The organism is Pseudomonas sp. NPDC086112 (genome assembly GCF_044746425.1).
Lineage (GTDB): Bacteria > Pseudomonadota > Gammaproteobacteria > Pseudomonadales > Pseudomonadaceae > Aquipseudomonas.
The window spans coordinates 1,915-4,982 of record NZ_JBIVCD010000081.1; the positions used below are offsets into that span (position 1 = coordinate 1,915).

A 3,068-nucleotide genomic window follows, 5' to 3' on the forward strand; every position below is an offset into this window, starting at 1 on the left:
TTAGATCGTTCTTTAAAAATTTGGGTATGTGATAGAAAGATAGACTGATGGCCACTTTCACTGGTGGTGATCAGGCTAAGGTAAAATTTGTGAGTTTAATCGCGAATTTTCGGCGAATGTCGTCTTCACAGTATAACCAGATTGCTTGGGGTTATATGGTCAAGTGAAGAAGCGCATACGGTGGATGCCTTGGCAGTCAGAGGCGATGAAAGACGTGGTAGCCTGCGAAAAGCTTCGGGGAGTCGGCAAACAGACTTTGATCCGGAGATGTCTGAATGGGGGAACCCACCTAACATAAGTTAGGTATCTTAAGCTGAATACATAGGCTTAAGAAGCGAACCAGGGGAACTGAAACATCTAAGTACCCTGAGGAAAAGAAATCAACCGAGATTCCCTTAGTAGTGGCGAGCGAACGGGGACTAGCCCTTAAGTGGCTTTGAGATTAGCGGAACGCTCTGGAAAGTGCGGCCATAGTGGGTGATAGCCCTGTACGCGAAAATCTCTTGGTCATGAAATCGAGTAGGACGGAGCACGAGAAACTTTGTCTGAATATGGGGGGACCATCCTCCAAGGCTAAATACTACTGACTGACCGATAGTGAACTAGTACCGTGAGGGAAAGGCGAAAAGAACCCCGGAGAGGGGAGTGAAATAGATCCTGAAACCGTATGCGTACAAGCAGTGGGAGCCCACTTTGTTGGGTGACTGCGTACCTTTTGTATAATGGGTCAGCGACTTATTTTCAGTGGCGAGCTTAACCGAATAGGGGAGGCGTAGCGAAAGCGAGTCTTAATAGGGCGTCTAGTCGCTGGGAATAGACCCGAAACCGGGCGATCTATCCATGGGCAGGTTGAAGGTTGGGTAACACTAACTGGAGGACCGAACCGACTACCGTTGAAAAGTTAGCGGATGACCTGTGGATCGGAGTGAAAGGCTAATCAAGCTCGGAGATAGCTGGTTCTCCTCGAAAGCTATTTAGGTAGCGCCTCATGTATCACTGTAGGGGGTAGAGCACTGTTTCGGCTAGGGGGTCATCCCGACTTACCAAACCGATGCAAACTCCGAATACCTACAAGTGCCGAGCATGGGAGACACACGGCGGGTGCTAACGTCCGTCGTGAAAAGGGAAACAACCCAGACCGTCAGCTAAGGTCCCAAAGTTATGGTTAAGTGGGAAACGATGTGGGAAGGCTTAGACAGCTAGGAGGTTGGCTTAGAAGCAGCCACCCTTTAAAGAAAGCGTAATAGCTCACTAGTCGAGTCGGCCTGCGCGGAAGATGTAACGGGGCTCAAACCATACACCGAAGCTACGGGTATCACTTAGGTGATGCGGTAGAGGAGCGTTCTGTAAGCCTGTGAAGGTGAGTTGAGAAGCTTGCTGGAGGTATCAGAAGTGCGAATGCTGACATGAGTAACGACAATGGGTGTGAAAAACACCCACGCCGAAAGACAAAGGTTTCCTGCGCAACGTTAATCGACGCAGGGTTAGTCGGTCCCTAAGGCGAGGCTGAAAAGCGTAGTCGATGGAAAACAGGTTAATATTCCTGTACTTCTGGTTATTGCGATGGAGGGACGGAGAAGGCTAGGCCAGCTTGGCGTTGGTTGTCCAAGTTTAAGGTGGTAGGCTGGAATCTTAGGTAAATCCGGGATTCTAAGGCCGAGAGCTGATGACGAGTGTTCTTTTAGAACACGAAGTGGTTGATGCCATGCTTCCAAGAAAAGCTTCTAAGCTTCAGGTAACCAGGAACCGTACCCCAAACCGACACAGGTGGTTGGGTAGAGAATACCAAGGCGCTTGAGAGAACTCGGGTGAAGGAACTAGGCAAAATGGCACCGTAACTTCGGGAGAAGGTGCGCCGGTGAGGGTGAAGCATTTACTGCGTAAGCCCACGCCGGTCGAAGATACCAGGCCGCTGCGACTGTTTATTAAAAACACAGCACTCTGCAAACACGAAAGTGGACGTATAGGGTGTGACGCCTGCCCGGTGCCGGAAGGTTAATTGATGGGGTTAGCTAACGCGAAGCTCTTGATCGAAGCCCCGGTAAACGGCGGCCGTAACTATAACGGTCCTAAGGTAGCGAAATTCCTTGTCGGGTAAGTTCCGACCTGCACGAATGGCGTAACGATGGCGGCGCTGTCTCCACCCGAGACTCAGTGAAATTGAAATCGCTGTGAAGATGCAGTGTATCCGCGGCTAGACGGAAAGACCCCGTGAACCTTTACTATAGCTTTGCACTGGACTTTGAATTTGCTTGTGTAGGATAGGTGGGAGGCTTTGAAGCGTGGACGCCAGTTCGCGTGGAGCCAACCTTGAAATACCACCCTGGCAACTTTGAGGTTCTAACTCAGGTCCGTTATCCGGATCGAGGACAGTGTATGGTGGGTAGTTTGACTGGGGCGGTCTCCTCCTAAAGAGTAACGGAGGAGTACGAAGGTGCGCTCAGACCGGTCGGAAATCGGTCGTAGAGTATAAAGGCAAAAGCGCGCTTGACTGCGAGACAGACACGTCGAGCAGGTACGAAAGTAGGTCTTAGTGATCCGGTGGTTCTGTATGGAAGGGCCATCGCTCAACGGATAAAAGGTACTCCGGGGATAACAGGCTGATACCGCCCAAGAGTTCATATCGACGGCGGTGTTTGGCACCTCGATGTCGGCTCATCACATCCTGGGGCTGAAGCCGGTCCCAAGGGTATGGCTGTTCGCCATTTAAAGTGGTACGCGAGCTGGGTTTAGAACGTCGTGAGACAGTTCGGTCCCTATCTGCCGTGGACGTTTGAGATTTGAGAGGGGCTGCTCCTAGTACGAGAGGACCGGAGTGGACGAACCTCTGGTGTTCCGGTTGTCACGCCAGTGGCATTGCCGGGTAGCTATGTTCGGAATAGATAACCGCTGAAAGCATCTAAGCGGGAAACTAGCCTCAAGATGAGATCTCACTGGGACCTTGAGTCCCCTGAAGGGCCGTCGAAGACTACGACGTTGATAGGTTGGGTGTGTAAGCGCTGTGAGGCGTTGAGCTAACCAATACTAATTGCCCGTGAGGCTTGACCATATAACACCCAAGCAATTTG

General features: G+C 51.1%; 1 rRNA gene. It reads left to right on the forward strand.

Annotation, left to right across the window (positions count from 1 at the left end):
- The first annotated feature begins 157 nt into the window (after positions 1 to 157).
- Positions 158 to 3,049: ribosomal RNA gene (locus ACIPLA_RS27885) — 23S ribosomal RNA — on the forward strand.
- Positions 3,050 to 3,068: the final 19 nt, after the last annotated feature.